Source organism: Nannocystis punicea, from assembly GCF_026965555.1.
Lineage (GTDB): Bacteria > Myxococcota_A > Polyangia > Nannocystales > Nannocystaceae > Nannocystis > Nannocystis punicea.
In genome coordinates this window covers 6,744,148-6,767,852 of sequence record NZ_CP114040.1, presented here as the reverse complement: position 1 = coordinate 6,767,852, position 23,705 = coordinate 6,744,148, and the positions used below count along the sequence as shown (strand labels likewise).

General features: G+C 70.4%; 17 protein-coding genes. 8 read left to right on the top strand and 9 right to left on the bottom strand.

What is annotated here, in order from left to right; genetic code table 11:
- Positions 1 to 38 precede the first annotated feature (38 nt).
- Both O0S08_RS26075 and O0S08_RS26070 read right to left on the bottom strand, forming a co-directional pair.
- Entirely contained in the window at positions 39 to 602 is a 564-nt protein-coding gene (locus O0S08_RS26075; RefSeq protein ID WP_269031986.1) for a YbbN family protein, read from the bottom strand.
- Positions 603 to 657: 55 nt separating this feature from the next.
- The gene (locus O0S08_RS26070; protein ID WP_269031985.1) at positions 658 to 1,971 is read right to left on the bottom strand and encodes a cytochrome P450; all 1,314 of its coding nucleotides are present in this window, start codon (positions 1,969 to 1,971) and stop codon (positions 658 to 660) included.
- A 273-nt stretch (positions 1,972 to 2,244) separates the two neighbouring features.
- On the opposite strand from O0S08_RS26070, the gene O0S08_RS26065 reads away from it, so the two are divergent.
- The 6 genes from O0S08_RS26065 to O0S08_RS26040 all read left to right on the top strand — a co-directional run bounded on the left by O0S08_RS26065 (position 2,245) and on the right by O0S08_RS26040 (position 9,281).
- Complete coding sequence (locus tag O0S08_RS26065; protein WP_269031984.1) at positions 2,245 to 2,862, top strand: hypothetical protein; 618 nt, start codon at positions 2,245 to 2,247, stop codon at positions 2,860 to 2,862.
- Positions 2,863 to 2,949: 87 nt separating this feature from the next.
- Positions 2,950 to 3,615: a histidine phosphatase family protein gene (locus O0S08_RS26060; RefSeq protein ID WP_269031983.1), complete on the top strand. Its 666-nt coding sequence runs from the start codon at positions 2,950 to 2,952 to the stop codon at positions 3,613 to 3,615.
- Between the two features lie 461 nt (positions 3,616 to 4,076).
- Positions 4,077 to 5,990 (top strand): gamma-glutamyltransferase, encoded by a 1,914-nt coding sequence (ggt, locus tag O0S08_RS26055; protein WP_269031982.1) that lies wholly within the window; start codon positions 4,077 to 4,079, stop codon positions 5,988 to 5,990.
- A 158-nt stretch (positions 5,991 to 6,148) separates the two neighbouring features.
- Entirely contained in the window at positions 6,149 to 6,550 is a 402-nt protein-coding gene (locus tag O0S08_RS26050; RefSeq protein ID WP_269031981.1) for a MerR family transcriptional regulator, read from the top strand.
- The gene (locus tag O0S08_RS26045; RefSeq protein ID WP_269031980.1) at positions 6,547 to 7,467 is read left to right on the top strand and encodes an alpha/beta fold hydrolase; all 921 of its coding nucleotides are present in this window, start codon (positions 6,547 to 6,549) and stop codon (positions 7,465 to 7,467) included. The genes O0S08_RS26050 and O0S08_RS26045 overlap by 4 nt, the downstream gene beginning before the upstream one ends.
- Before the next feature lie 425 nt (positions 7,468 to 7,892).
- Positions 7,893 to 9,281, top strand: coding sequence for a serpin family protein (locus O0S08_RS26040; RefSeq protein WP_269031979.1), 1,389 nt, complete (start codon positions 7,893 to 7,895; stop codon positions 9,279 to 9,281).
- Positions 9,282 to 9,346: 65 nt separating this feature from the next.
- On the opposite strand, the gene O0S08_RS26035 is transcribed toward O0S08_RS26040, so the two are convergent.
- The 4 genes from O0S08_RS26035 to O0S08_RS26020 all read right to left on the bottom strand — a co-directional run bounded on the left by O0S08_RS26035 (position 9,347) and on the right by O0S08_RS26020 (position 15,891).
- Entirely contained in the window at positions 9,347 to 11,164 is a 1,818-nt protein-coding gene (locus O0S08_RS26035) for a hypothetical protein (RefSeq protein ID WP_269031978.1), read from the bottom strand.
- Between the two features lie 65 nt (positions 11,165 to 11,229).
- The gene (locus tag O0S08_RS26030; protein ID WP_269031977.1) at positions 11,230 to 12,678 is read right to left on the bottom strand and encodes a single stranded DNA-binding domain-containing protein; all 1,449 of its coding nucleotides are present in this window, start codon (positions 12,676 to 12,678) and stop codon (positions 11,230 to 11,232) included.
- Positions 12,679 to 12,979: 301 nt separating this feature from the next.
- The gene (locus O0S08_RS26025) at positions 12,980 to 14,074 is read right to left on the bottom strand and encodes a hypothetical protein (RefSeq protein WP_269031976.1); all 1,095 of its coding nucleotides are present in this window, start codon (positions 14,072 to 14,074) and stop codon (positions 12,980 to 12,982) included.
- Positions 14,075 to 14,091: 17 nt separating this feature from the next.
- Positions 14,092 to 15,891 carry a bifunctional metallophosphatase/5'-nucleotidase gene (locus tag O0S08_RS26020; protein ID WP_269031975.1) on the bottom strand — a complete coding sequence of 600 codons (1,800 nt, stop codon included), beginning with the start codon at positions 15,889 to 15,891 and terminating at the stop codon, positions 14,092 to 14,094.
- 201 nt (positions 15,892 to 16,092) lie between these two features.
- On the opposite strand from O0S08_RS26020, the gene O0S08_RS26015 reads away from it, so the two are divergent.
- Entirely contained in the window at positions 16,093 to 16,527 is a 435-nt protein-coding gene (locus tag O0S08_RS26015) for an MAPEG family protein (protein WP_269031974.1), read from the top strand.
- Between the two features lie 73 nt (positions 16,528 to 16,600).
- Here the strand turns inward: O0S08_RS26015 and O0S08_RS26010 are convergent, their stop codons facing one another.
- From O0S08_RS26010 to malQ, 3 genes are all read right to left on the bottom strand, one after another.
- A complete protein-coding gene (locus O0S08_RS26010) occupies positions 16,601 to 17,548 on the bottom strand; it encodes a ribulose phosphate epimerase (protein ID WP_269031973.1) in 948 nt (315 codons plus the stop codon).
- Positions 17,549 to 17,927: 379 nt separating this feature from the next.
- Entirely contained in the window at positions 17,928 to 18,980 is a 1,053-nt protein-coding gene (locus O0S08_RS26005; RefSeq protein WP_269031972.1) for a DUF6263 family protein, read from the bottom strand.
- Between the two features lie 54 nt (positions 18,981 to 19,034).
- Positions 19,035 to 20,669 (bottom strand): 4-alpha-glucanotransferase, encoded by a 1,635-nt coding sequence (gene malQ / locus O0S08_RS26000; protein ID WP_269031971.1) that lies wholly within the window; start codon positions 20,667 to 20,669, stop codon positions 19,035 to 19,037.
- 190 nt (positions 20,670 to 20,859) lie between these two features.
- Between malQ and glgX the strand changes: the two genes are divergently transcribed.
- Positions 20,860 to 23,007 (top strand): glycogen debranching protein GlgX, encoded by a 2,148-nt coding sequence (gene glgX / locus O0S08_RS25995; RefSeq protein WP_269031970.1) that lies wholly within the window; start codon positions 20,860 to 20,862, stop codon positions 23,005 to 23,007.
- Positions 23,008 to 23,705: the final 698 nt, after the last annotated feature.

The window sequence follows — 23,705 nt, the reverse complement described above, 5'->3', positions numbered from 1 at the left end:
CCAGCACGGCGACGCGATCGCCGGCGGCGAGGACCGCGTCACGGAGACGGGCCGAGGTCGGTGCGGCCGGTGACGAGCCCGGTCTTGCTGCCGTCGAGCAGCGCGAGCAGCTCGCGCTCGATGCCGTCCGGCGCGCTCTCGACGATCCGGCCGACCTCGCGACCGTCGCGCACGACGATCACGGTCGGGACGTAGCGCAGGTCCAGCGCCGCCTTGTCGAGCTCGGGCGCGGTCTTCTGCCGGTCGACGCCGACGTACTTCACGGTGAACGGCAGGGCCGCGCCGGCCGCGTCGAGGGCTCGCCACAGGCGCGGGACCTCGCGGCGCGAGTCGCCGCACCAGGTGCCCAGGATCACCGTCACCTCGGCGCCGGGCGGCACGCTCGCCAGCTTCGCCGCGGCCTCGCGATCGATCTCCGCGTCGCTGATCCAGCCGGGGACATCGCGCTCGACCGTGGCGCGCTCGAGCGGACCGACCAGCACCGGCGGCGCCTGGTCCTGGGACGGCGAGGGCGAGGATGGGGGGGTCGTTCCGGTGGAGCGACAGCCCGAGGCGGCGAGCACGGCGGCGACGGCGAGGGTGCGAGGGAGGTCCGCGGACATGACGGGCGGAAGATAGCAAACCAGCGCGCCGAGCCCAGGCCGTCGCGCACGAACGTCATTCCACCCGTCGCATGCGAACGCCGGTCTGCGGCCCGAGGGTGACGCGGCGGCGGACGATGGGCACCGGCCCCGGTTCGCGCAGGTCCAGGGTGGCCGCCCGCAGCGTCACGGCCAGCGCGATCCGCAGCTCGTGGAGCGACAGCGCGGCGCCCAGGCAGCGCCGGATGCCGCCGCCGAACGGGACGAACTCGGACGCGCCCGGCTTGCGATCGAGCATGCGCTGCGGGTGGAAGCGCGTCGGGTCGGGGTAGAGATCGGCGCGCTGGTGCACGAGCGGCAGGGCGACGCCGACCGCGGTGCCCGCGGGCAGCTCGTAGTCGCCGAGGCGCCACGGCCGTCGCAGCCGCCGGAGCACCATCTCGACGACCGGATGCAGGCGCAGCGTCTCGTCGATCACCGCGCCGAGGTACGGCAACCTGGCCAGCTCCTCGGGGGCGTCTGGAGCCTGCGCGAGCTCGTCGTGCACGCGCGCGAGGACGTGGGCGTTCTCGGGGCGGTGCAGCTCCTCCAGCGCGCTGGCGAAGGTCGTCGCGGTGGTCTCGTGGCCGGCGATCAGCAGGGTGCGCAGCTCGTCGCGGATGTCCCGATCCGTCATCCGCGAGCCGTCCTCGTAGCGCGCGCTCAGCATCATCGACAGGATGTCGTCGCGCTCGCCGGCCCGGTCCCGCACGCGATCGATCTGCTCGTAGAGCAGGCGGTCGACGTCGTCCGAGCGGCGCAGGAACCTCGCCCACGGCCCGAGCCCGAACGGCGCCCGCTGGAAGATCTCGGCGGCGTTGAAGATCGGCAGCGCCGCGTCGAGCATGGCGACGATCGCCTGCGTGTGACGCTCCACCAGCGCGCCCTCCTCGACGCCGTAGACCGCACGGACGATGACGTCGAGCGAGATCCGCAGCCCCAGGTCGAGCGCGAGGAACTCCTGGTCCGGCGCGACTGCGGCGATAGCCCGCCGCGCCGCCTCGGCCATCGTCTCGCTGAACGCCCGCATGCGCTCGCCGTGGAACGGCGGCAGCAGCAGCTTGCGCTCGCGCCGGTGCGGCTCGCCGGCCATCAGCAGCAGCGAGTGCTGGCCGAACAGCGGGACCAGGGTGGTGCTGCCGAAGGTGTCGAACAGCTCGACGTCCTGGATGGCGAAGATCTCGCGGGCCAGCCGCGGGTCGGCGGTCAGGACCAGCTTGCCGTGGGCCAGCGGCAGCGTGAACGGGTCGCCGAATTGGTCGCGGGCCCGCGTCATCGCGCCGAGCGGCTCGCGCATCACCGCGAAGCTGGTCAGCAAGGTCGAGCGCGGTCCAGGGGGCAGCGACGGCATGGCGGGAGTGTCGTGGATGCCGGCGCGCCTGCCAATGGCACGAGATCGCGCCGTTCGTCCGGCGCTCGCTCGCGGCCGTGGCATCGTCGACGGCGAGAATGGTTGGTATGTCTTATCGGACATGTCCATTGAGTCATGGACGTTCCGCGGCCCGCGGGTGCTCTCGGCCGGCCGCGCGGGGCCGAGCAGGGGGCAGGCGGTCCGCTCCGCACTTGCGGGCGCCCGACGGGGGTGTAAGCCGCGGTCCTGGGGGCGGCGTTTCGGGCGGCGACGATGGACACGCGCACCCTGAAGATCTCCCGGCCTTGCCCCATCGACCTCGACGCCGACCGCAGCGGCCGCCAATTCTTCTGCGATCACTGTCAGAAAGACGTCCACGTCCTCGCCAATTGGCCGCGCGCCGAGGCCGAGGCGTTCCTGGCCGCCAATCGCGGCCGCTCGGTGTGCGTGTCGCTCCGGCGCGACGCCCAGGGGGAGCTGCAGTACGCCGATTCACCGCGCGCTCGCCCGTCCGCGCTGGTCCCGGCGGCCCGCCTGCTCCGGCGCTGGCTGCCGGAGGCGGCCGCCGCGGCCGGGGTGGCCGCGGCCCTCAGCGCCTGCACGCCGCACGGGCCGGTGAAGGGCGCCGACAAGCTGGCGACCGAGGAGGAGGTCGTGATGCGCTCGATCGCCGGAGGCGTCAACGTGCCCCAGGCGCTCGAGCCTCCGACCCCGGAGCAGGTGATGGATGGCGAACTGGCCCCGGAGCCGCGGATCGAGCGCGGCGAGAAGCCCGCGATCACGCCTCCGCCGGCCGCCCGGCCCAAGGCGCCGACCAGGGCGCCGAAGGCGAAGCCGGAGCCGGAGAAGGAGCCCGTGTTGCAGGAGTTCGACGGCGGCATCGACCTCTGAGGGCTGCAGGGGCTGACGACCGCGGGTCGTCGGCTCCGAGTCTCCGGGGCGCTTGCACTTCGCGTGGAACCGGCAACCCTCGGGTGCATGTCCACCCGAGTCCTGCTCATCCGCCACGGCGCCACCGTGCTGTCCGCCGAGGACCGCTTCGCCGGCTCGACCGACGTCGAGCTGTCCGACGAGGGCCGGCGTCAGGCGCAGTGCCTCGCCGAGCGGCTCGCCGATCAAGAGCTCGCGGCCGTGTACGCGAGCCCGCTGCGGCGCGCGTACGAGACTGCGACGATCGTGTCCACCGCCTGTCGCAGCGCGCCGATCGCCGACCCGGGCCTGCGGGAGATCGACCACGGCCGCTGGGAGGGCCTCACGCGCGCGGAGGTCGAGGCGCGCTTCCCCGAGGAGTACGGCGCGTGGGAGGAGGACCCGTACACCTTCGCGCCCCAGGGCGGCGAGCCGGGCCTGGAGGTGATGGCCCGCGCGCTGCCCGTCGTCCGCCGGATCGTCCTGCAGCACGCCGGCCAGACCGTCGCGATCGTCTCGCACAAGGCGACCATCCGCCTGGTCCTGTCGAGCCTCCTCGGCATCGACGCCCGCGGCTACCGCGACCGCCTCGACCAGGCCCCCGCGTGCCTCAACATCCTCGAGTTCAAGGACGTCGTGCGCGCCCGCCTGATGCTCTACAACGACGTCTCGCACTACGCCGCCAACCCCGGGCGCCCGGGCGCCAAGCTGTCGAAGTGGTGGGACCGACCGTGATGGCGCGCGAAGAGACATGTCCATCAGGGCATGCTCGATCGAGCATGACCCGATGGACATGCCCCATCGAGCAGCGAGCCCGCGCGGCCCGGTGACGGGCCTGCGCCGCGGGGACCTGCGGGCGCTCCGTGGCCGCAGTCGCGACCACATCGCGGACATCCGCGAGAAGAGTGGGACCGTGCCGCCGGGATCACGAGCTCGCGGCCGGGCCCCGCCGCGATCGTGATCCTGGATCACTGCGATCGTGTGTCGCGATCGACAAGGCCGCGGCGAAGACGAACGACTCGCCCGCGACGTCGAGTCGCCCGTCACACAGCCTGCGAACGCGCCGATCATCACGCGCTAGCTTTCTCGAACGACGCGGAGCTCGCGGACGATCGTACGTCCGGAGCTCCGCGACTGGAGAGGAGCTTCGGATGTCGAAACAAGATCGAGGCAAGTTTTCACCCGGCGTACGGGCGTTGCTCGCCGCCGCACTCGTCACCCAGGGCGCGTGTATCGAGGCGGACGAGCTCACCGCCGTCGCGGACGACGAGCTGGAATTTCGGGCCCTGGCCGACCCCCGGCTACCCACCACGCCGAACCAGACCGGGCCTGTAGAGTCGTTCCACGGCGGCGTCGTCACCACCACCGAGCCGCTGGCCGCCACGGCCGGGCGCGACATCCTCGCCAAGGGCGGCAACGCCGTCGATGCGGCCGTCGCGGTGCAGTTCATGCTCAACGTCGTCGAGCCGCAGTCCTCGGGCATGGGCGGCGGCGGGTTCATGCTGATCCACTTCGCGGACGCGCCGCCCGAAGACACCATCGTGATCGACTTCCGCGACGTCGCGCCGGCCAACGCCCCGATCGGGATGTACGACACCTCGCACTCGTCCGACGTCAAGCAGACGAGTGGTTACGCCGTCGGCGTGCCCGGCACCGTGAAGGGCATGCTCCACGCGCTGGAAGAGTACGGCACCATGAAGCCAAAGGACGTGCTCGCGCCAGCGATCGCGGCGGCCACCAACGGCTTCAACATCAGCTCGCGGCTGGCCGGCGAGACCGGGTCGTCGAAGCTGCGGCTGGAGACCTCCACCAACTCGCTCAACAAGGGCTACTACGCCGAGGCGCGCGGCGTGTTCCGGCCCAACGGCAACAGCCTCTCGACCGGCACCTTGCTGAGGCAGCCCAGGCTGGCGACGACCCTGCAGGCGATCGCCGCGCGGGGCGCCCCCGCGTTCTACAACTGCTCGGACGCCTCGGGGATCGCGTCGGCGATCGTCGAGACGCAGACCGCGACCCGCAGCAGCAACTCCGGCGGTCGCGGTCGCATGACCTGCGCCGACCTCGCCAACTACAAGCTCGGCGTGTTCGATCCGGACGACGCCAACCCCGACTTCGCCCACGCCCCCCTGGTCGGCAGCTACCACGGCCACACCATCGTCACCGCGCCGCCGCCGTCGTCCGGGGTCTTCCTGCTGCAGATGCTCGAAATGCTCGAGAGCCTCGAGGCGCGCTGGAACTTCTCGATCGGCGCCGGTGACTACGAGTTCGGCGAGCTCCGGACCCTCAACGTCATGCAGGAGGTGATGCGCGCCGCGTTCGCCGACCGCGGCAGGTGGCTCGGCGATCCCGACTTCTACCCCGTGCCGATCGGCGGCCTCCTGGCGCCCAGCTACGTGCAGTCGCGCGCCAACCTGATCACCCCCGGCCAGCGGCGCTCGAGCTTCTCGGCCGGCAGTCCGCCGAACGTCCCCGCGGGGCCGATCGCACAGAAGAAGCCGACCACGAGCAAGGGCCCGGAGCCCGAGGGCGTCGACACCACGCACTACACCATCATCGACAAGGCCGGCAACGTCGTCAGCGTCACCAGCACGATCAGCGACGCCTGGGGCCCGGGGCTGATGGTCCGCGGCCGCGGCTTCATGCTGAACAACCAGCTGCTCAACTTCAACGACGACCCCCAGGGCACCGCGGCCAACCCCGCGGCCAACGACGTCAAGGGCGGCAAGAGCCCGCGGACGACCATCATGCCGATGATGGTGTTCCTCGGCGACGAGCTGATCGCGGCCTACGGCTCGCCGGGCGGCACCGGCATCCTCAACGCCCTGCTGCAGGTGACGCTGAACCTCATCGACCACAATCTGACCCTCTCGCAGGCGGTGCAGCGCCCGCGGCTGTCGATCGACAGCGGGAGCAGCTCGGCCGACACCGAGATCGAGTCGGGCTTCTCCAGCTCGGTGCGGACGAGCCTGCAGAACATGGGCTACGACTTCGACTCGGTGAGCTCGATCGGCGCGGTGCAGGCGATCGTCACCTATCCGGCCGGAGGTCAGCAGTACGGCGCTGCCGACTCGCGACGGATCGGCGGCGTGAGCGGGCTCGACCTGCACTGAGCAGGCTCGCTAGCTCGCAGGGGCGCGGCCGCTGTCGCGCCCCTGCGGCCTCGACGTCGCTCGCGCGCGAGCGCCTGCGAGGCCGTGATGCTCCCCGGCGGTTTCCGCTTGACCTTGACACTGACGTCAAGGTTTAGGGTGCCGTCCGGGAGGAGTCGATGAAGATCGGAGAGCTTGCGACGCGCACCGGGGTCAGCGCCCGTGCGATCCGCCATTACGAGAAGGCCGGGCTGCTCAGCGCCGGTCGTCTCCTCAATGGCTATCGCGACTTCGGCGACGAGGCGGTGGCCGAGGTGAAGCACGTCGTGCGCATGATCCGTCTCGGCTTCTCGCTCGAAGAGATCGCGACCTTTCCGGCCTGCATGTTCACCGGCGGCGCCGCCGTGCTCTGTCCCGTCGCCCTGCAGGCGCACCGCGACAAGCTGGCGGAGATCGAGCTGCTGATCGCGGAGCTGGAGGAGCGTCGTGATCGCCTGCTCGCGACCCTCAAGGCTGCGGCGCAGCAGAGCGCCGAGGCCGCGAGGGCCGCGAGTCGCACCCAGGAGGCGACCGGACCATGAGACGTCGACAGTTGTTGCAGAACCTCGGACTCGCCGCCGGCGCGGCGGCGTTCCTCGCCCCCGGCGAGGCCCACGCGGCGGCCAAACCCTCGCGCACGTACCTGCTGATCCACGGCGCCTGGCACAGCGCGCTGCACTGGACGCGCGTCGTCCGGCTGCTCAGCGCCAGGGGCCATCGCGTGGTGGCGATCGACCTGCCGGGCCACGGCCTCTCGGCCCGGTTCCCGCGCGCGTACCTGACCGGCGACAAGGCGGCCCTCGCCGCCGAGGTCTCGCCGCAGAAGGACATCCGCCTCGACGACGGCGTCGATGTCGTGATCGCCGCCCTGCGTGAGCTGCAGGGCGAATCGCGGCCGATCCTCGTCGGCCACAGCATGGGCGGCACTGTGATCACGCGGGTGGGGGAGCGCGCGCCGGAGCTCGTCGGTCGTCTCGTCTACCTCAGCGCGTACTGCCCCGTGCGGCGCGGTCGCTCGAGCGCCTACGGCGACCTGCCCGAGGCCAGGCAGGCGCACTTCGACGGCCTGATGCTCGGCGATCCGGCGCACACCGGCGTCGTCCGCATCGACCCGCGCGGCGACGCCAAGTACCGCGACACCCTGCGCGCCGCCTTCTACCACGACGTCCCGGCAGAGGAGTTCCTCGCCTTCGCCCTCGCGCTGACGCCCGACCTGCCGCTCGGCTACTGGACCACCGAGGTCGGCGCGACGAAGGAGCGCTGGGGTCGCTTGCCGCGGACCTTCATCCGTCTCACCGAGGATCGCGCCCTGCCGCTCGCCCTGCAGGACCTCATGATCCGCGAGGCCGACGCCTGGACGCCCGACAACCGCTTCGACCGCAAGACCCTCAAGACCAGCCACTCGCCGTTCGCCTCGGCGCCCGAGGCCCTGACGGCGCTATTGCACGAGCTGGCGTGAGGGCGCGTCGCTGCGACCTGCGGCGGGTCGAGTGGGGGTCGCAGCGCATGCGGGCGCGCAGGCGCACCCTCGGCCGCCGGTGGCTCCCGTGTCGGCCCGGCGGGATGTCTCAAGGGACATCATGATGTGTCCCTTGGGACATGGGATGTCGCGCTGCGAACGTCGCCTCTGCCTCACGGTCGACGCCGCGTCGGCCCCACCACATTGGCCGGCGTCGCTCGTCGATGCGCCGCCGGACGAGCGCGGTCGAGTTCGTCTGGGCCTCCGTCGCGCATCCAGCGGCATTCGCGGCGCCGCGAGGAACGCGGCCATGACCTCCGTGTCACGGTCACATGGCCTTGGTGTCACGGGGAGCCGAGCGAGCCTCGGGGCGGCCCGCTCTTTCGGTTGGCATATGTCTTGCCCCTGCGACCTCTCAGAACCTCATGCCGGCCATCACACGGAACCGTATCTTCGCCCTGCCCACTCTGGCTCTGCTTCTGAGCGCGGTCGCCTGCACCGGGACGAGCCCTGGCGAGGGCGCGAGTGAGACCGAGGGCACCACCGACGACCCGACTTCGAGCACCACGGATGGCACTCCTGGGGGGGTGAATCCGCCGCCGGGCGAGGCTGTCGGCTCGGACAAGCCGCGGAACCTCGCGCCGGACGCGACCGCCGAGGAGCTCGCCACGCTGGCGGCCGAAGAGCGGGACTTCGCCGTGGAGCTCTTCAAGGCCCTGCCGGCCGGCGAGGACAACCGCGCCATCTCGCCGACGAGCCTCCGGGTCGCGTTCGGCATGCTCCACGAGGGCGCGCGCACCGTCAGCGAGGCGGAGATCGCCGACGCGCTCCACTTCACGCTCGACAAGCCGCGCCTGCACAACGCGTTCAACCACATCGACCTCGAGTTCGCGGCGCGCGAGCTGCCGACGTCCGGCGAGGTCGAGGGCGACGACTCGGTCCAGCTCAGGCTCGTCAATCAGGTGTTCGGGCGCCTGGATGTCGAGTGGGAGCTGCCCTTCCTCGACGTGCTCGCAGTTCACTACGGGAGCGACATGCACGCGCTCGACTTCCGCGACGATCCCGAGGGCTCGCGCAAGGCGATCAACAAGTGGGTCGCAGGCGAGACCGCCGACCGGATCGACGAGCTCTTGCCGCCGAAGTCGATCTTCTCCACGGTCACCGGTGTCCTCGTCAACGCGCTCTACCTCAAGGCGCCCTGGGAACGGCCCTTCGAGTACGTGCAGGAGGGCGCGAAGTTCACGCGCAAGGACGCCAGCGAGGTCGAGGTGGCGATGATGCACGGCGTGTTCGACACGACCTCCTACTTCAAGGGGGCGGGCGTCGAGGCGGCGGAGCTGCCGCTGCGGGGCAGCGAGCTGTCGATGGTCTTCATCTTGCCCGAGGCGGGCACGTTCGACGCGTACGTCGCGGGCCTCGACGGCGCCGGGCTGGGCGAGGTGCTCGCCGGCCTGAGCCTGCAGCCCCTCGAGCTCGGCGTCCCCCGCTTCACGTTCGAGAGCGCCTTCGGGCTCAAGAAGGCCCTGCAGGCGCTCGGGATGACGAAGTCCTTCGAGCTCGGCGGCGGCGACTTCTCGGGCCTCTCGAGCATCCAGATGGCGATCGCCGACGTGTATCACAGCACCTTCCTCGGCGTGGACGAGAAGGGCGTCGAGGCCGCCGCCGCCACCGCGATCGTGCTCTACGACACCGAAGGAGGCATCGGCGCGGACCAGAGCTTCACCGCCGACCGACCGTTCCTGTTCGCGATCCGCGACCGCGGCACCGACACGCTGCTCTGGTTCGGCCGCGTGCTCGACCCGAGCGCGCCCTGACGACCCAGACGACGAGGGCCGCGCGGACGAGGTCCGCGCGGCCCGGGACGGCGAGAGCCTCTTGCTTACCAGCGCGCCTGCGCGAGCAGGAAGAAGCCGAGGCGGTTGGTCACGTTCGGGTCCTCGAACACGCGGATCCGGCCCGACTCGTTGCTCGCCTTGACGAACTTCGTGCGGTTGTTGTCGAGCGTGTAGCGGAGCTCGGACACCACCACGAAGAACGGCGCGATGTCCCACTTGAGCGTCAGCTTGCCCGACAGGATGTCGAACGGGTTCTCGCCGGCGGGGAGGACCTCCTGGTCCCAGTACTCGCGGTAGACGTTGGTCGTGTCGCCGACCTTGATCGACGCCGGCGACTTGTAGGCCAGCACTGCGCCGGGCGTCAGCTTCGAGCGCTCGAAGTAGTAGTCGAAGCCGACCGAGCCCCACAGCTCCGGAGAGACCTGCGCCTCCTTGGGGAACGTCTGGTAGGGGAACACGCCGGGGATCGACAGGACCACGAAGGCCAGGTCCCGGTAGATGGCGTTGGCGAACAGGCGCAGCTTCTTGATCCGCAGCTTGCCGAGGAACGCGGCCGCCTTGGCCGGCTGGATCCGGGTCGTGTCGGGCTCCTCGAACTTCTGCAGCGTCTGGCCGACCGTGGTGAACTCGACAGCGGCCGAGCCGGCGATCCGGTTGTCGTAGATCTGGTTCTGCGTCAGCAGGAAGCTGGCGTCGGGGCTGTAGCGGAACAGCTGGAAGTCGATCGAGGTGCCGATCGGGACGCCCCAGTGGGCGGTGAGGCGGGTCGAGCCGCCGAATGTCTGGACCGTCTTGCCGCCGATCTTCGAGTTCGGCGAGAACATCGGGAACGCGCCCGACTGGTAGTAGCCGCCGTTGACCTCCCAGGCGAGCCAGGGGGTGAAGCCGATGCCGAAGCCGGCCAGCGCCGAGTAGTAGGTCTGGGGCTCGTTGAGCTTCTCGTTGAGCAGGCGCGCCGACTTGGCGCCGAGGAACACGTAGCTGTCCTTGCCGCTGCCGACGTTCCAGTCGTAGCGCAGGCGGAAGCCCGGGGTCTGGCCGGTGTTGTTGGGGAACATGCGCTCGCCGCCCCACGTCACCGCGTACGTGTAGCCGAGCAGGAAGCGCTGCGAGTCGACCGGGAACATCGTCAGCGAGACGTTATCGCCGGTGTAGTCGTTGCGCTTGGTGTAGAAGTTGAGCTTGCCGTACGAGCCGTCGTCGCTGAGCTGCGTGTAGTTCTGGAACGTCTTGCCGTCGTGCCACTGCTCGATCTCGGTGACGAACGCGGCCTCCGCGTCCATCCGCTTGAAGAACGTCGGCATGCGCTTGTAGACGACCAACTGCGTCTCGGTCTCGAAGCCGCGCTTCTCCTGCTCGATGGCGTCGTAGAACAGGCGGTCGGCCGCCAGCTTGAAGCCGGCCGCGGGCGAGCGGTCCTTCGCGCCGGCGAGCAGGTTGTCGTCGGAGATGGCGAACGTCAGGCGCGTCGCCATCGCGTTGCCGGCGGTCCACTGGTTGAAGCCGGTCGACGGCATCGCCCGCAGGTCGTCGGTGTTGCGGCGCTGCTCCTGCGCGGCGAGGCGCTGCTCGGCGCGGTCGACCCGCGTGCGCAGGGCCCGGAGCTCGCGCTGCAGGGCGTCGACGTCGACGGCCTGGGTGCTGACCGGAGGGACAGGTCCTTCGGGACTGCCGGCCTCCAGCTCCGCGGGCGGCGGCGCGGCCGACGGGGCCGGCGGCGCGGGCGTCTGGGTCGCGGGGGCCGGCGGCTGGCTCGAGCCCGGCGGTGGACCGGAGTCACCGGAGCTGGGCTGGAGCGCGAGGGCGAGGCCGGGCGCGAGCCAGGCGATGGCGAGGACGGCGGCGGGAAGGGGCCACTGCATGGGGACGTGGTCGCTCTCGGCTACGGGGCCAGGGCTGCGGGCTTCGGCGGGGGGGGGCGGCCTGGTTACTGGGCCAGGTCTTCGGCCGTGCGGGGGGCGAGCTTGAAGTTCTCGAAGCTGTACACCAGCGGGCCGGTGATCGAGGTGAAGGTGTCGCCCACGGCCGGCTTGGGCCAGTCGGCGGTGGCGAAGAACAGGTCGTCGAGCAGGAGGCCGTCGTCGATGGTCCACTCGCCGAACATGTTGGCCTCGGCGGCGACGGTGACGTTCTCGACGCTGACGAGGACCGACTCGTAGTTCTCGGTCATCGCGCCGCCGGTGGCGATGTCGGCGGGCGAGACGACGAGCGGCGAGGGCACGGCGTCGGTGCCGGTGACGACCACGTCGCCGGCCTGGCCGGCGGTGATCTGGGACATGTCGTAGAACTCGGTGTAGAGCCCGTTGATGGTGACGACGTCGCCGGGCTGGACCGCGAGCATGTCGGGGTTCTGGTTGATGTAGACGTAGATGCCCGAGTACTCGCCGCCGGCCGGGTCCTGGACGAAGAAGCCGTCGCCCTTGAAGTTCAGCGGGCTGGTGACGACCACGTTCTCGACGGTGACGAAGTTGCCCTCGGGGACCGCGCCCTGCTGGATGTCGAAGATGGTGACCGCGCCCATCGGGCCGGTGGTCTCGGTGTCGGTGTCGGTCGTGTTGCCGCCCATGCACTCGAAGCCGACGTAGTCGTCGCAGCTGCGCGGGACCAGCTTGAAGTTGCCGAAGTTGTAGATCAGCGGGCCGGTGAGCGTCAGCGTCGTGCCCATCGGCGGCTTGGGCCCGCCCTCGGGCAGGAAGAACATGTCGTCGACGTGCAGGCCGCCGGTGACCTCGTACTCGCCGAAGCCGAGGTCCGGGTTGGTGACGTCGACGTTCTCGACGGTGACCGGGACGCTCTCCCACACCTCGGTCAGCGCGCCGCCGTTGGCGATGTCGGGCGGCGAGACGACCGGCGGGGTCGGGGCGTCGGCGGTGCCGGTGATCATGATGTCGTCCGGCAGCGAGATGTTGATCTCGCTGAACGTCTCGGTGCCGGTGTCGTCCATCGCCTTGTACTCGACGTACTCGCCGACCACGGTGAGCTTGTCGCCCGGCTTCGGCACCTTGCCCTGAGCCATCAGCTCGGTCGCGGTGTCAGGGTAGATGTAGAGCTGGATGCCCGAGTACTCGCCGCCGTCGAGCTCCTGAATGAACACGCTGCCGGCCCCGCTGCCGCTGAACTTCGTCGGCGAGACGACGACCACGTCCTTGACGCGCACGAGCTTGTTCGGGGTGACCTTGTCCTGCTGCAGGTCGTAGATGGTCGTGTCCTGCAGGCCGCCGCCGTCGGTCGGCTCGTTGCTGGTCGTCGGCGGGTTGTCGGTGGTGCCGGCGGTGCCCTCGGTGGCGGTCGCGTCGTCGCCGGCGGTGTTCGTCGTGTTGTTGAACGCGTTGCAGGCGAGCAAACACAGCGCGGTGCAGGGGACGAGTCGACGCATGATCCAGCTCCTTCGCATCTCGTGGCCTCGAGAGGCCGTGCAGTGATTCGCGGCGCGTGCCGCCAGAGGGGCGTTCCGTGCGCCCGGACACTTACTTTGCGGCCATGCGCGATGTCAAGCCGGGCGCTCGTGATCGCAGCAAGCGAAGACTGATTCCTGGACCGGCCTGTGAGGCGATCCCCCAGCGAACGCTGTGACACGGTCGACAAACAGGCGTCGACGCACCGACGTCGGCGCCCCACGCGTCCCCGAAGCGGCCGCGCCGCGGCGCCGCAGAGACACGCGAAGGAGCGCAGCGCGGCTACTTCGTCGTGATCTGGATGTCGTCGTCGCCGCGCGTGTAGAGCAGCCAGTTCGGTCGCGCAGCGGCGTGAAAGCGCAGGTCGCCGACGATGTGCAGCTTGCCGCCGACGTGGTCGGCCGGGTCGAAGCCGGTCGCGCTGAGGGCGCTGACGACGTTGACGCCGCCCTGGCCGTTGTTGCAGTTGCCGGCAGGGTCGACGAGCACCACCCACTGGCCGAACGTAGCGAAGCCGTCACCCAGCGGACACACCGTGACGTCTCGCACCTCGACGAGGCGGCTCTCCAGCTTCTCCATCGCCTGATCGTCGTCGACGAGATCGCCGGTGATTTCCACCGGCACCAGGTTCTCCAGCTTGCCGCCGACGCGATAGGTCGGGAAGCCGAGCTCGGTAAAGCCGTAGAACTCGGTGACTGTGCCGATGATCTCCTCGATCACCGAGCCCTGCTCGACGCCCTTCGGCCGCGAGTGCGTGTGGGCGAAGATGGCGTTGAAGCCGGCCGTCATGTCGGTGAGGTCGGTCAGGTAGAAGCCGTCGACGGCGATGCCGGTGACCACCAGAGTGCGGCCTTCGGCGTTGACCTTGACGAAGTCGCCGTCGAGCGGCGAGCTGGCCGGGATGTCGGTCTCGTTGATCTCGCGCAGGGTGGGGTGGGCGATGTGGATGGTCGGCGACAGGCCGGTGGCGTAGCTGCCGGGGGCCTCGTCGCTGCCGCGGTCCTCGACCCAGATGTTGGTGGCGCCGTGGGCCCGCACGATCTCGACCGGGACGCCGATCGCCTGGCCGTCCTGCAGGGTGACTGTGCTGGCCTGGTTGGGCGCGAGGCGCCCGCGCGGGGCGACGTCGAGCTGGACCTGTCCCGAGAACCAGGTGGCCGTCTCGCCGGCGTCATCGACGGCGCGGATGTCGAGGACGAACTGCCGACCGGTGCTGCTGTAGGTCAGCGGGTTCTCCTCGCTGCCGGCCTCGCCCTCGATCTCGACCTTGAAGCTGAGCGGCGCGACCTTGCCGGAGCTCTTGTCGATCTCCTGGACGCAGGCGAGGCCGCCGGCGAAGAGCAGCGCGAGCGCGGCGACGGGGTGCTTCGGAGTCATGACGGTCAGCCTCGTTCCTAGTACTTGGTGACGATCCGGCCGTCGGGCACTGCGTACCCGGACTTGCACAGGTCGAGCGGGGTGTTCGTGTCGTAGCAGGCGGGCAGCTGCGGGATGTCCCGCATGTACTGGATCATCGCCTCGCGGATCGGGATGCCCGTGTTGACCTTGGTGGTGTTGCGCTTGAGCATGCGGAAGCCGCTGCCGCCCCACGCCATGTAATCGTTGGTGCACATGTCGTAGGCGCGGGCGCGCTCGAGCGGCTCGCCGTTGACGTGGATGTCCTCGGCCTTGCCGTTGCGACAGTTCATCGTGAAGCTGATGCCCGAGACCTGGATCTGCGAGTTGCAGCCGCGCTCGGCGCTCGAGCGCGTGGCGAAGTCGAGCAGCTCCTGGACCTCGATGCCGCTCAGGGTCATCGTCGTGATCGTGTTCTCGAACGGCATCACGTTGTACATCTGCTCGTACGTGATCGGGCCGGCGAGGATGTCGGTGCGGATGCCGAGCGAATTGGTGACGCAGAACTCGGTCTCGATGTAGCGGCGGTACTGCATCGCCTCGGCGACCAGGTTGCCGAGCATGCTGTCGCCGCCGGTGTTGCCGAACCGCCGCAGGGGCTCGGTCGCGGTGGTGATCACGCGGTCGAGCAGCAGCGTCTGCTGCATCTCGTTGAGGTACTCCTGCAGGACCTCGCGGGTCTCGGGGTCCTCGGGGACGGTGGTGTCGATCGGGAACAGCTTGAACTTGTGCGAGATGATGCGCTTGTCGCGGACGACGAGGTCGAGGCGCGCGACGAACTTGGAGAAGGCGTTCGGGTGGGCCAGCAGGGTCTGGCGCCGGTTCTCCGGCTTGCACTCGCCGATCCCGCGCGGCGGGTCGGTGCCGTTGGGCTCGCCGCCGACCTCCGGGTCCTCCTCCTCGCCCTCGCTGTCGACGGTGATGACCTCGGCGTCCATGTCGGGCTGGGCCGAGATGTACTTGGCGTCGGGGTTGTAGTCGATCAGCTTGGGCGGGCTGAGGGCGATGTGGTGGTGGCCGCCGAGGATCAGGTCGAGGCCACAGATGTTGCGCGCCAGGACCTCGTCCTCGGTCAGGCCGAGGTGGTCGAGCAGGACCACCAGGTCGACCGACTCGCGCAGGAAGTTGGTGTAGAACTGGACGGTCTGCAGGGTCTCCTTGGGCAGGACCCCCAGGTTGTTGGTGCCGTCCTCGAGGCTGTTCATCGAGCTCAGGTTGCCCATGCCGATGATGCCGAGCTTGAGGCCGTCGACGTTGTAGACGACGAACGGCTTGACGATGATGTCGAACTGCTTGGCGAACGGCTTGGCGTCGTCCTCGAACTCGTAGTTGGCGGCCAGCAGGTCGAAGTCGCCGAAGCTCGAGAACTGCTCGAGCACGTTCTCGGGGCCGTGGTCGAACTCGTGGTTGCCGAGCGCCATGGCGTCGAGGCCGGCCATCGACATCGCCCGCACCTCGGCCTCGCCGCGGAAGATGTTGAAGATCGGGGCGCCCTGGAACAGGTCGCCCGAGTCGAGCCAGAGCGAGCGAGCCGCGTGCTCGCGCTCCCGCTTGACGATGTGGGCCATCTTGGCGACGCCGCCGTACGGCCCGCGACCCTCCGCGAGACCGAGCTGCTGCTCGGTGTAAAGAGGATCGTGGTCGTACGGCAAGATCCGCGAGTGCACGTCCGAGGTGTGAAGGATCGTGAGGCGGACGTCCTGACCGGTGAGGTCGGGCGAGTTGGAGTCGTAGAGACACGAGCCGAGCGACAGGCTCGCGACTAGGCCGAGGGCGATCGATGGACGCGAGGCAGGCACGGTCCCGGCGAGAGGTAACAGGCCCCGCGCGTTCGCGCAATCCGGCCGGCGCCGCGTCGTTCGTGGCGCAGGTCATGGCCGCCGGCGCCGTCGCCGTGGGCCCCCGCGGGCCGAACGCTGCTCGGTCCGCCTGTTCGACGCTCCAGGCGGTGCCCGCGCGCGTCGCTCCAGGTCACAGCCAGGAGACGATATGCTGGCAGAATGCACACACCGCTGCTCTGCTTGCTCGGTTTCGGGGCGTGGACCCTCCTCGTCGCCGTCCTGGGGATCGTGACACCGCGCGTACTCGCCGTCGCCATGGGGACCGCGCCCGAAGCCGGTTTCCCGGCCGACGTGCCCCACGGCTCCGACCGCTACCGCCGGACCATGCGGGCCCACCTCAACTGCGTGGAGAACCTGCCGCTGTTCGCGGCGGTGGTGCTGACCGGGGCGGTGGTCCACGCCGGCTCCTCACGCATGGACGCGCTGGCGATCACCTACCTGGCGGCGCGGGTGGTGCAGACGGTCGTCCACGTCGCCTCGGGGACCCGCGCGGCGGTCAACCTGCGCTTCACCGCGTTCGCGGCGCAGATCGCCTGCCTGGTGTGGATGGGCGCCCTGGTCGCGCGGACCCTCGGCGCGGCGGCGGCGGTGTGAAGCGGACCGCGGGGACATGTCCTTACGAACATGTCCCCGCGGTAAGTTCAAGCGAAGCGATCAACCTACTCGATCAACCCATCGGGATGCCGCACAGGCCGACGTTCTCGAGGCCGGGCGGGGCGGTGCCGGGCTCGTACCACTGGATGCAATCCTGGCCGGCGCCGGGGCAGTCGGGCTCGGTGACGTCGCAGTAGGGCAGGCAGCAGCCGAGCGCCGAGGGGTCGCACTCGCTGGCGAAGCCGGGGTCCTGGCACACCAGGCCCTTGTCGCAGGCGTTGGCGTACTCGCACGGGTCGAAGGCGACGCCGGTGTCGCCGGAGGCGTCGAGGACGCAGACGAAGCCCTCGTCGTCGGGGTTCGGCAGGCACAGATCGTTGCCCATGCAGTTCTGCAGCAGCGGGTCGCACTGCGGCAGGCACAGGTTGAGCACGCCCTCGTTGGCGATCACGCAGGTGGTCATGGAGTCGGCGCAGTCGGCGGCCTCGGGCGAGCCGGTGCACAGGCCGACGCAGGTGCCCTGGCCCGAGTCCGGGTCGACGTTCCAGCACATCGAGCCGAAGGCGCACGAGTCGACGCCGCTGACGCCGTTGCCCTCGACGGTGCACGGGTCACCCGGGGCGCCGCCGTTCTCCTCGACCGGGACGCACTTGAGGCTGTTCCACGAGGTCCCGCCGTCGTTGGCGAAGGCGGCACATTTCTCGCCGTCGGGGCAGTCCTGGGCCCAGTTGTCGCACTGGGGCGGTGGTTCGTTCCCGCCGCTGGTGTCGCAGGCGATGAAGCTGCAGGTGGTGTCGCCGGTGGTGTCGGTGTCCTCGGTCGTGTCCTCGCTGGTGGGCGAGCTCTCGGTCGTCTGCGGCGGCGGGTCTGCGGTCTCGCTGTTGCTGGTCTCGCTGCCGCTCTCGCTGGGGTCCGCCGTGGTGGTGTCGTCGACGGTCCCGGTCGGGTTCTGCGGGGGCTTTTCGCTCTCGCACGCCATCAACACCAGAGCGGCCGTAAGGGTCGTCCATACTCGCTTCATCTCGCACCTTCCTCGCGTCGGTAGATCGGGTTGAGCAAGCACATGTCCTTATGGACATGCACGTTGCGACATGTCTTCTGGATCTCCCGCCGGCAGCCGCCTGCTCGCCGCCGCGTGCCTGCGCAAATGCAGGCGTCCGCGAGCGAGGTGACCAGGTGATAAAGCTGCAAAACAGTTAATCCTTGCAACAAGTCTTATAAGACCTCCGAAACCTACGCAAGGAATTTAAGCTTAACGTTGTCGATTGTTTGTTTAGGTGAACCGGCTGTGAGGTGCACCGGACCAGCGTCCTTTGCGCGGGACGAAAGCGCGCAACGGACCCAATGAAAACGGCGCCCGCGAAGGGGCGCCGCTCGCCGGCCCGACGCAGGCAGCGGGGCTAGTTGCCGCTGATCTGCAGGTTGAGGTCCATGTCCATGGTCATCGGCATCTTCACGCCGTTGGCGTCGGTGGTCATGGCGATCGAGGACTTGAGGTTCATGTCGCCCTTGATCGGGGCGACCCGGGCGAGGTCGACCTGGGTCGTGCCGGCGCCGCTCGAGTCGAGGCGGTCGAGGCTGACCTTGGCGCCCGCGGGCATGCCGGGGGCGGCGATGTTCTGCGGGGCGGCGGTCTGCACGATCGTGCTGGCGAGCTGGACGACGGTGCCGTCGCGGCCCTTGAGCTCCCAGGTGGCGACCTGGTCGAGCTTCATGCCCTGCTGGTCGAGCTGCTGGGTGACGGTCCACTTGGCGCCGACGCCGAGCGCCTCCTCGGGGAAGGGCACCGACATCTGGTTGATCTGCTGCCGCATGCTGTCGATGGTCTGCTTGATCTGCGGGTTCACGTCCGCCGGCATGTTGAAGTCGGCCGACTTGACGATCCCGCGCGGCGTGATGAGCGAGGTGCCCGACATCTTGTTCATGGTGCCGAGCACGGTCTTGAGCTGATCGACCATGGCCGCAGGGACCTTCGGGTCGGGCAGGACCTCGATCTTTTCGAGGCTGAACTCGCTGCGGATGTCGCCCTCGCCGGTGATCTCGGTGACCTTGAGGTTCATGGTCATCTGCATCGGCGGGATGTCGGTCTTCGGCATCGCGTTGGGGCCGATCTGCATGGCCATGCCCATCCGCATGGTCATGATCATGGCCTGCTCCTGCCCGGCGGTGAGCTTGAGCCGCAGCGGCTCGCGCGGCTCGGCGCCGGCTTCGATCAGGGTGACGACGGAGCCCTGGCCGACGGTGGCGGCGGCGTCGGGCGCGACGGCCGGCTTGACGTCGGGCGCTGCGACGGCGGGCGCGGGCGGCGGGGTCTCGGTCTTGGTCGGCGCGGCCTCGGTCTTGGCGGCCGGCTTGGCGTCGGTTTTGCTGTCGACCGGCTGGCAGCCGAAGAGGTGCAGCGCTACGGCTGCGAGCGGGACACAGAGGGCGCGGAGACGGGGGCGGAGCGACATGCGCCGCGAGGCTACCACAGCGCGCCTGTCGACGGTGCCGCCGCCGCGGGCCGATCAGGGCGGGAGACGGCGACCGCTGGCGACCACTGCGGCCCGCACCCGCGCCAGCGCGGCGGTGACTTGCGGGTCGCTGCGCAGCTTCTCCAGCGGGCTCGGCAGACGCCAGGTCCAGTTGTGGTCGCCCAGAGTGGCGGGCTTGTTGATCCGGTCGCGCACGCCGAGCAGGTCCTGCAAGAGGAGCAGGACGAGGTCGCTGCCGGCGGCGAGGATGAGGTGGAGCAGGGCGGCGTGGACGGCCGGGGTGAACTCCTTGCCGAGCTCGGGCATGTCCTTCAGGCCAGGTAGCTTGCGGACCTCGGCCCGCTCGGCCTCGGGCAGCTCGTCCCACCACACCGCGACGGGGGCGGTGTCGTGGGTGCCGAAGGTGGCGACGGAGAGGGCAGGGTACGCGGCAGGATCGCGGAAGGCGTCGCCGTCCTTCTCCCAGATCAGGACCTTGTAGCCGGGGGCGCCCAGCTTCTGCAGCGAGGGGCCGACGTAGGCGGGGATCGAGCCGAGATCCTCGGCGATGAGCCTGGCGCCGCGCTCGCCGGCGCTGGCCATGACTGCGCCGACGACCTTCTCGCCGTGGACGAGCTGCTCCGGCTCGGTCGGCGGGTCGAAGGTCCCGGGGACGAGCTTGCCCCGCTCGTCCCGCCGCCGCTCGTAGGGCCGCATGTACGTGCGGTAGAAGCCGACCAGGTGATCGATGCGGAAGCGGTCGTAGAGGGTGGCGCTGTAGGCCGCGCGCCGTCGCAGCCAGGCGAAGTCGGGATCGCCGGCGGCCATGATCCGCCAGTGATACGGCGGCAGGCCCCAGTCCTGGCCGTCCTCGTCGAACTGGTCGGCCGGGACGCCGACCGACATGTCCATGCGGAACTCGCCGCGGTGGACCCAGACGTCGGCGCTGTCGCGGTCGACCATGAAGGGCAGGTCGCCCATGAGCTCGACGCCGAGCTTGCCGAGCTCGTGGCGCGCGGCGGCCCACTGCGCGTGCGCGAGCCACTGCACGTACTCGTAATAAAGGACGGCCTCGGCGTGGCGGGCCTGGGCGGCGCGCAGGGCCGCGCGGTCGCGCTCGCGCAGCGGGTCCGGCCACTGCCACCAGGCGGCGCCGCGGTGGGCGTCCTTGATCGCGCGGTAGAGCGCGTAGTCGGGCAACCAGTGGCGCTGGGCGTCGCAGAACTCGATGAAGGCGCGCGCCCGCGCCGACTTGACGGTGCCGGCGGCGAGCTCGTGCTCGACGAAGCGCTTCATGCCCGCGAGCAGGGCCTTGCGCTTGAGCTCGCGGACGGCGTCGTAGTCGATGGTGGCGCGCTTCTTCGCGGCCGCGAGCGCGGCCACGCCGCTGCTGCCGAGGACGTCACGGGTGCTCAGGTGCTGCAGGTCGACCACCGGGGCGAGCGAGATGAACATCGGATCGATGCCGAAGGCCGACAGGGCCGCGTACGGCGAGGTGTTGCCGATGGAGATCTCGTTCAGCGGGAGGACCTGGATCAGGGAGATCCCGGCCTTGGCGATGAAGGCCGCGAAGGCGGGCAGATCGCCGATCTCGCCGATCCCCCACGACTGCTCGGAGCGCAGCGAGAACAGCGGGACGGTGACGCCGGCGACGCGGCCGGCGGGCGAGGAGGTGGGGATTTGGCTCATGGCGGCGATGCGCCCGAGCGAGGCCGAGCGCCACGATCCAAGTAGCAGGCCGCGCCGACGCTGCGAAGCCCCAACAGCGGAACCTGCGCAAATCGGCCGGGGCGAACGATGAATCGGCGCCGATCTCGCCGGCCGCGCGAGTGCACGTCGGTCGCCCGCGCGCGCGGGCTCGTGTTGTAGCGTTCGAGTCGTGTCCTCCGTGATCTGGCCCGGCCGACCGGACCCGCTCGGGGCGAACGCCGACGACGACGGCGTGAATTTCGCCCTGTTCTCCGAGACCGCGACGCGCGTGTTCCTGTGCCTGTTCGACGCGCCGCACCGACCTCCGCGCGAGACGCTCGAGCTGCCCGAACGGACAGGTCGGATCTTCCACGGCTACGTGCCGGGGCTGCGCCCGGGGCAGCTGTACGGCTACCGCGTCGACGGCCCGTACGAGCCGAACGCGGGGCTGCGCCACAACCCGCACAAGCTGATGCTCGACCCGTACGCGCGCGCGGTGGCCTGCAGCGGCAACGCGACCGAGCTGTTCGCCTACCGCCTCGGCGACCCGGCCGGCGACTTCGCGTTCGACCGCGAAGACAACGCCGCCGACGCGCCCAAGGGGGTGGTGGCGAGCGACGCGTTCGACTGGGGCGACGACCGCCGGCCGGCGACGCCGTGGACCGACACGCTGGTCTACGAGCTGCACGTGAAGGGGATGTCGCGGCTGCACCCGCAGGTGCCGCCCAACCTGCGCGGGACGTACGCCGGGCTGGCGTCGCCGCCGATCGTCGAGCACCTGAAGTCGCTCGGGGTGACCGCGGTCGAGCTGCTGCCGGTCCACGAGATCTTCGACGAGCCGGAGGTGCGCCGCCGCGGCCTCGTGAACTACTGGGGCTACAGCACTCTCGGGTTCTTCGCGCCGGCGGCCCGCTACGCCGCCGATCCGCGGCCGGGCGGGCAGATCGCCGAGTTCAAGGCGATGGTCAAGGCGCTGCACGCGGCCGGGATCGAGGTGATCCTCGACGTGGTGTTCAACCACACCTGCGAGGGCGGGCACCTCGGGCCGACGCTGTCGCTGCGCGGGATCGACAACCGCGCCTACTACCTGCTCGACGCCGCGGCGCCGCGCTACTACGCCGACTTCACCGGCTGCGGCAACACGCTCAACCTGCGCCACGCGCAGACGCTGAAGCTGGTGCTCGACAGCCTGCGCTACTGGGCCGAGCACATGCACGTCGACGGGTTCCGCTTCGACCTGGCGCCGGCGCTGTCGCGCCGCGGGGCCGACGTCGACCGTCACAGCCCGTTCCTGGCCGCGATCGGCCAGGACCCGCTGCTGTCGAAGCTGAAGCTGATCGCGGAGCCGTGGGACGTGGGGCCGCACGGCTATCAGCTCGGCGGCTCGCCGCACCCGTGGGCCGAGTGGAACGGCCGCTACCGCGACGCAGTGCGCCGCTACTGGCGCGGCGACCTCGGCCTCGCGGGCGAGCTGGGCTACCGCCTGACCGGCTCGTCGGACCTGTTCTCGGCGACCGATCGCGGGCCGACGGCGAGCGTCAACTACGTGGCCTGCCACGACGGCTTCACTCTGGCCGACCTGACGGCGTACAGCGTCAAGCACAACCACGCCAACGGCGAAGACAACCGCGACGGCAACAACCACGAGCACAGCAGCAACTGGGGCATCGAGGGGCCGAGCGAGGACCCGCGGCTGGCGGGGATCCGCGCCCGCACGATCCGCAACTTCCTGACGACGCTCGCGGTCTCGCAGGGGGTGCCGATGCTCGGCGCGGGCGACGAGTTCGGCCGCACCCAGCGCGGCAACAACAACGCCTACTGCCAGGACAACCCGACGTCGTGGCTGTCCTGGGAGACAGGTCCCGAAGGACAGGCGCTGCTGGCGTTCACCCGCCGGGCGCTGGCCCTGCGCTCGCGCTTCGCGGTGCTGCGCCGGTCGCGGTTCTTCTCCGGCGCGAGCGCCCCGCACAGCAACCTGCGCGACATCTCGTGGCTGCGCCCCGACGGCCGGGGGATGGGCCACTCCGACTGGGTGTCGCCGTCGACCCGCGCGCTGGCGCTGCTGCTCGGCGGCGATGCGACGGGGATCCGCGACGCCCGCGGCGAGCCGGTCCACGACGCGACGCTGCTGGTGCTGCTCAACGCCGACGAGGTGCCGGTCCACTTCGCGCTGCCGTGCCGGGAGCTCGGCCGCTGGCAGCGGCTGGTCGACACTGCGTCGCCGACTGCGGACGAGGAGATCCTGCCTGCGTCGGCGGAGAGCCACGAGCTGCCGCCGTCGGCGATGGCGGTGCTGATGCTGGTGCGCGAGCAGGGCGAGCCAGGCAGCGCGAGCTGACTCGGCCGTTCGGCGACGGAACGCGGGTCAGCTGTCGCGAGCCGCGCAGGCGAGCCGCGCAGGCGAGCCGACGCGGCCGTGACACGGTGAGGCGAACGCGGTCCGCTGCGTCGCGCCGACCTGCGCGTCGACGCGGCCGTACGACGCGAACGTGGCCCGCGAGCTGCGTCGAGCGACGCGGCGAACGCGGGTTAGCGAGCTTCGGCGAGGCGAGCCGCGCGGGTCGACGCGGTCGTGACGGGTCGGCGACACGGACGACGAACAACACGCCGACCTCGGCCGCACGCGCTCGCTGCGGACGCGAGTCGGACGTCGCGGACGGGGGAGGTGCAGGCCGCGCCGCGCAGGTCGGACGTCGCGGTCGGGTCACGCGAGGATGCGAGCCGACGCACGCACGGGGGCGCGGAGACCCACGTGGACGCGTCCCGGCAAGGTCACGCGCTGCGGCCGAGCCACGCTGCCGCGGGCGGTTTGCACGGCGCACGTTCCTCGGTAAAAGCCGCCGGCCAGGATGTCTCGCTCCCGCAAAACCGAACGCTCCGCGCCGCGCAAACCCTCGCGCGAAACCCCGAGTCGCCGCAAGGAGACCGGCACACCCGAAGGTCGCGGGGCGACGCCCGCGACCGACGATGCGGCGACCGCCCGCGAGCGCGAAGCCGCGGAGCGCGGCGCAGACGAGGCCGGCGCGAGCGGTGCGA